Below are 4,684 nucleotides of genomic sequence, written 5' to 3'. Positions count from 1 at the left end.
CCTGGTCCGCCGCATCCTCGAGGAGACCGGCCTCGAGGTGCAGACGGCCGAGACCGGCCGTGGCGCCGTCGACGCGGCGCTGCACGGAACGTTCGACCTGGTGCTGATGGCGCTCGACATGCCGGTCATGGACGGCTTCGGCGCAGTCGCCGCGCTGCGCCACGTGGGCTGCACCGCGCCGATCGTGGCAGTCGCCGCCCCGGCCGACGCCGGCCTGCGCGAGCGCTCCCGCGGCTTCGGGTTCGACTCGTTCCTGCTGCAGCCGTTGTCGCGACTCTCGGTGCTCGAGCTGGTCGCCCAGTACGTGCGGGGCCGGGTCGCGAACCGCGCGCAAGCCTGACTCGCCCGCTCACTCCGCCGCGTCTCGGGAGAGCTCAGTTCAGCGTGTACACGAAGTTGCCCTCCGAGCCCACGGAGAGCATGACCAGGACCGCGAACAGGGTCAGCACGATCAGCATCGGAAGGAGCCAGAACTTCTTCCGGACGCGCAGATAGTCCCAGGTGCGTGACACGCGGCGGATGTTCGGGCGGCGGGGCTAGATGTGCAAGTCCTCGCGCAGCCAGCCGTCGGGCGGGCCGGCGAAGCGCGCGGGCGAGAGCGGGGAGAGGTCGAGTGCGCGGTAGCGGCCGTCGCAGATGAGCTCGGCCACGCCCACGCCGATCGCGCGCGACTGCATGACGCCGCGGCCGGTGAAGCTGTGGGCCTCGATGGCGTTGGCGAAGCCGGCGATCGGGCCGAGCACGCCGCTGCAGTCGGGAGTCACTGCGTAGAGGCCCGCCCAGCCGCGCACGTGGTGGGCGCGCTCGAAGCTCGCGGCGCGGTGCGCCAGGCGCGGCCAGATCTCGCGCTCGAAGAACTCGTCGCCGTCGTAGTCGAAGCGGTAGCCGGCGGGCTCGTCGGCGTTGGAGTAGCCGGCCAGCGTGTACGGCCCTTCGGGGTGGAAGTAGACGCCCGACGCGTCGACGATCATCGGCCCGCCGTGCAGGTCGACGCCCTGCGGCACGTCGTGCGCGCGCACGTCGACGATCGAGATCTGTCGGCGCACGGGTTGGCTGAAACTGTGCACGCCGAGGCGCGCGGAGACGATCGGGCTCCACGCGCCTAGCGCGTTCACGAATACGTCGGGACGGATCGACACGTGGTCGACCGCGGCCTCGCGGGGTACACCGTTCTGTGTCAGGATGCGCTCGATCACGCGCGCCTCGTCCGCCGGGTCGCCCTTGGCGATCACCGTGAAGTCGACGCGTTCGACCGCTCGCACGCCGGGGGCGCGCTCCGCGACCTCGATCCCGTCCAGGTGATGGCGGCGCAGGAAGCGCGCGCCGCCAGCGATCGCACGCTCCTGATACAGGCGGCGCAGCGCGTTCGGGTTGAGCAGCCCGTCGCTCGGGGAGAAGGTCGCGCCCACCAGCTCCTCGAGGCTCCGATCCACGATCGGGAAGCGGCGAGACACTTCCGCGGGCGCCAGCAGCTCGACCTCGACCCCGAGCCGCGCCTGCAGCGAGCGCGCCTCTCGTGCCTTGGCCCACAGCTCCGCGTCGGCGTAGAGCCACAGGTAGCCCGCGCGCCGGAACGAGAGCTCCTCTGCATGCGCGCCGAAGAACGCCAGTGTGTCGCGGCAGGCGGCGACGTTCACGGCCTGCCACCAGGTGGCGCGCGCGCCGCCGGCGTTGAGCTCCGACGAGGCGTAGCGGCCGGCCAGGTCCACGTCGACCACGGACACGTCGCGCACGCCGCGCTCCGCGAGCGCGCACGCGATCGACGATCCGATCACCCCCGCGCCTGCGACGAGAACCCGGGTGCGCTCCACGAACAGAGAATCGGCAACGGAGTCAGACGCTACAATGCCCGCGCCGATGGCTGCGGGGGAAGGCGAAGCGGGGGTGCCGCGCCGCGCGTTTCTGGAGACGCGCGAGCTCCCGGAGCTCGTGTTCGGCGTGGCGCTGGCGCAGCCGGCGGCGTGCCGACGTGTGCTGGGCGCGCGCCGGGGCGGACGCGTGGGATTCGTGCTCGCCTGCGTCTTGCTCGCCTTGGCTGCACCGAGCGCGCGTTTCGCGGCGGCGATGCTGGCGCTGCACGTCGTGCTCACGCTGGGGGCGGGGCTGGCGGGCCGCCCGACGCGGAGTCACACCACGCGCGAGGTGCAGAGACTCGCGCTGTGGACGGCGCTCGTGCCGCTGGCGATTGCGGCGCTCGCGCGGCCGTTCTTCGGGCCGGGAGGTGGGACCTTGCTGCCCGCGGCGGTCGTGACCGGGCAGCTCCTGCTCTGGCGCGCCCTGGCGGCGAGCCGGAGCTCGCGCAAGTCGTAGACCGCGGCCGCCCGCGGGCGCAAACGACTCAGTTCGGGGCGGGCGCCGCCGGGGGCGCCGCAGGCGGCGCGGCGGCCGGCTTCGCGGTCGACGCCGCCTCCGGCCACAGCTCGCCGGGGCGCGCGTAGTTGAAGCCGTGCGTGTTCAGGACCCGGGTCTGCGACCGGTTCTTGAGCGGGATCGTGCTCGTCTGCAGGCGCTGCGGCGGCTTGCACTCCTTGGGCGGAGCCGTCGAGAGCTTCGGCACGTGAGTCGGGTCGCCGGCGGGCGGAGTGACCTGCGCCTGCGCGCCGCTGCGCTCGGAGTCGGCCTGGCCGACCACGGCCACGCCGCCGACCGAGAACACGAGTGATATGAGAACCAGTGAAAGGACCAGCCCAGCGCGCATGCGGAATCCTCCGGGATCGCAATGCACATCGGCGCCGCGGGCTTCGAGCTTGAGCGCTGCGCAGATCCGGCGTAGGTTGCGCACGAGATGCGCGCTCGTGAGTCGTCGTTGCGCGAGATCGAGCGGCAGGTCCCCGGCTGCGCGCGCTGCCCGCGGCTCGCCGCGTTCCTGGCGGAGTCGCGCAGCCTGCGCGCCGACTACTGGAACCGGCCCGTACCCGGCTTCGGCGACCGCAAGCCGTGGCTCGCGATCGTGGGGCTCGCGCCCGGGCTGCACGGCGCCAACCGGTCGGGCCGCCCCTTCTTCATGGACGCATCGGGCGAGTGGCTCTACGGCGAGCTGGGCCGGCGCGGCTGGTGGGACGGCGAGAGACTCCGCGGCGTGTACATCCTGAACGCCGTGAAGTGCGTGCCGCCGCAGAACCGCCCCACCACCGACGAGCAGGCGCGCTGCCGGCCGTGGCTCGCGCAGGAGTTCCAGGCGCTGCCCGACGTGCGCGTCGTGCTGGCGCTGGGCCAGATCGCCTGGCAGGCCAGCCTGCGCTGCTTCGGGCTCGCCCCGCTCGCGCGCCATCCGTTCGCGCACGGCGCGGAAGTGACTCCCGCGGGCGGACCGCCGCTCCTCGCGAGCTACCACCCGTCGCGCCAGAACACGAACACGGGCGTGCTGACCCGCCCCATGTGGCGCGCGATCTTCAGCCGCGCAGCACGCCTGGCCGGAGCGTGACCAGCGCCCAGTACGCGATCGGCAGGACCCCCGCGGCCGCCGTCCGGTGCAGCCCCGCCACGAAGCCGAGCGGGACGAGATATGGCCGCGCGCCCTCGGGTGACTGACCGAGCGCGGCGCGCAGCTCGGCTTCCCAGCCGACCACGTCGCCCATCAGCATGAGCACGCACACCGCGAGCACCAGCGCCGCCCCGCCGCCGACGGCGGCCGCAGTGCGCGGCGCGCCGAGCCAGGGCGTGGCGGCGACCAACGCCAGGAACAGCACGGCCACGAAGCCGTGCGCGTGCATGCCGCGCTCGAGCCGCTTGCCCTGCGTGCCCGCGCGCAGCTCGTAGCGGTAGGTGCCGCTCATCTCGTGGCGCTCGAACGACAGCTCGCGTGTCTCGTCGGGCGACTGGCGCAGGAGCGCCGCGGCGACGGCCGTGAATGGTCGCTCCAGCTCGGCGTACACGGGAGTCACTGCCGCGAGCCAGGTCAGGGCACCGTAGGCCAGCGCGAAGCGCGCCGCGAGCCACAGCACGCGTCTAGACATCGTCGGGCTGCGTGCTCTGGATCCAGATCAGGAGCGTGGCGAGGCAAACCAGCGAAATGAACGCCGGCCACACGTACACGTGCACCAGCTCGAAGGCGCGCGGCGAAGTGGCATTCAGCACGCACAGCGTGAGCACGCGCGCGAAGTTGGTCACGAGCACGACCGCGAAGCCCAGCACGACCCCGCGCAGCCGCGCGCGCCAGGGTGCCGGGAACACCAGAATGGCCGACGCCAGGAAGATCCCCACGTCGACCCCCGTGCAGCCGTTCACGATCTCGACCGCCGCCGGCCCCACGAACACGCGCTCGCCCACGGCAGTCACTTCCTTCAGGAACGGCGAGAGCACCACCGCCGCCAGAGCTGCCACTCCGTTGCGCACGTGCGACAGCAGCACCCGGTCGACCGCGTCCACGAGCAACAGATTCGAGAGACCCACGACCAGGCAGAGATAGAGGGCGATCCGCGCCGCGAGCGCGACGCGCGTCGCACGCGGCGCCGCGTTCTCGCCGTCAGCGCGCGAAGCCATGCGGCGACTTATAGCACCCGCCGTGTTGACTGTACCCCGGGGGAAGCGCGGGCTAGCATCGGCGCCGTGACCGGACAGGACCTGCCGCGCATCACCACGGAAGTGCCGGGGCCGCGGTCGCGAGCGCTGGCGGAGCGACTGGCGGCCGTCGAGTGTCCGGAGGTGACTTGGCAGGGCCCGCCCGCGCCGCTGTTCTGGGAGA

The 4,684-nt window shown here is 72.8% G+C and carries 8 protein-coding genes; 3 read left to right on the top strand and 5 right to left on the bottom strand.

What is annotated here, in order from left to right:
• The coding region (locus VMR86_06345) for a response regulator (GenBank protein HTO06661.1) at positions 1-340 on the top strand (340 nt) is incomplete at its 5' end.
• A 34-nt stretch (positions 341-374) separates the two neighbouring features.
• Here the strand turns inward: VMR86_06345 and VMR86_06340 are convergent.
• Entirely contained in the window at positions 375-521 is a 147-nt protein-coding gene (locus VMR86_06340; protein HTO06660.1) for a DUF5989 family protein, read from the bottom strand.
• 15 nt (positions 522-536) lie between these two features.
• Positions 537-1,811 carry an FAD-binding oxidoreductase gene (locus tag VMR86_06335; protein HTO06659.1) on the bottom strand — a complete coding sequence of 425 codons (1,275 nt, stop codon included), beginning with the start codon at positions 1,809-1,811 and terminating at the stop codon, positions 537-539.
• Positions 1,812-1,857: 46 nt separating this feature from the next.
• Between VMR86_06335 and VMR86_06330 the strand changes: the two genes are divergently transcribed.
• Entirely contained in the window at positions 1,858-2,310 is a 453-nt protein-coding gene (locus VMR86_06330; protein HTO06658.1) for a hypothetical protein, read from the top strand.
• A 28-nt stretch (positions 2,311-2,338) separates the two neighbouring features.
• Here the strand turns inward: VMR86_06330 and VMR86_06325 are convergent, their stop codons facing one another.
• Positions 2,339-2,698: a hypothetical protein gene (locus VMR86_06325; protein ID HTO06657.1), complete on the bottom strand. Its 360-nt coding sequence runs from the start codon at positions 2,696-2,698 to the stop codon at positions 2,339-2,341.
• Between the two features lie 87 nt (positions 2,699-2,785).
• Between VMR86_06325 and VMR86_06320 the strand changes: the two genes are divergently transcribed.
• The gene (locus tag VMR86_06320) at positions 2,786-3,424 is read left to right on the top strand and encodes a uracil-DNA glycosylase (GenBank protein ID HTO06656.1); all 639 of its coding nucleotides are present in this window, start codon (positions 2,786-2,788) and stop codon (positions 3,422-3,424) included.
• Here VMR86_06320 and VMR86_06315 read toward each other — a convergent pair.
• A complete protein-coding gene (locus VMR86_06315) occupies positions 3,393-3,956 on the bottom strand; it encodes a hypothetical protein (GenBank protein HTO06655.1) in 564 nt (187 codons plus the stop codon). The genes VMR86_06320 and VMR86_06315 overlap by 32 nt on opposite strands.
• Positions 3,949-4,482 (bottom strand): hypothetical protein, encoded by a 534-nt coding sequence (locus VMR86_06310; GenBank protein HTO06654.1) that lies wholly within the window; start codon positions 4,480-4,482, stop codon positions 3,949-3,951. The genes VMR86_06315 and VMR86_06310 overlap by 8 nt, the downstream gene beginning before the upstream one ends.
• Positions 4,483-4,684: the final 202 nt, after the last annotated feature.

The organism is Myxococcota bacterium, assembly GCA_035498015.1.
GTDB lineage: Bacteria > Myxococcota_A > UBA9160 > SZUA-336 > SZUA-336 > VGRW01.
Note: the sequence above shows the minus strand (reverse complement) of the source record. Positions and strands in the feature narration are given on the sequence as shown.

Excerpts from the sequence above, each read along its gene's own strand:
- VMR86_06330 (HTO06658.1), top strand. The coding sequence starts at position 1,858 with ATGGCTGCGGGGGAAGGCGAAGCGGGGGTGCCGCGCCGCGCGTTTCTG.
- VMR86_06325 (HTO06657.1), bottom strand. The coding sequence starts at position 2,698 with ATGCGCGCTGGGCTGGTCCTTTCACTGGTTCTCATATCACTCGTGTTC.
- VMR86_06320 (HTO06656.1), top strand. The coding sequence starts at position 2,786 with ATGCGCGCTCGTGAGTCGTCGTTGCGCGAGATCGAGCGGCAGGTCCCC.
- VMR86_06315 (HTO06655.1), bottom strand. The coding sequence starts at position 3,956 with ATGTCTAGACGCGTGCTGTGGCTCGCGGCGCGCTTCGCGCTGGCCTAC.
- VMR86_06310 (HTO06654.1), bottom strand. The coding sequence starts at position 4,482 with ATGGCTTCGCGCGCTGACGGCGAGAACGCGGCGCCGCGTGCGACGCGC.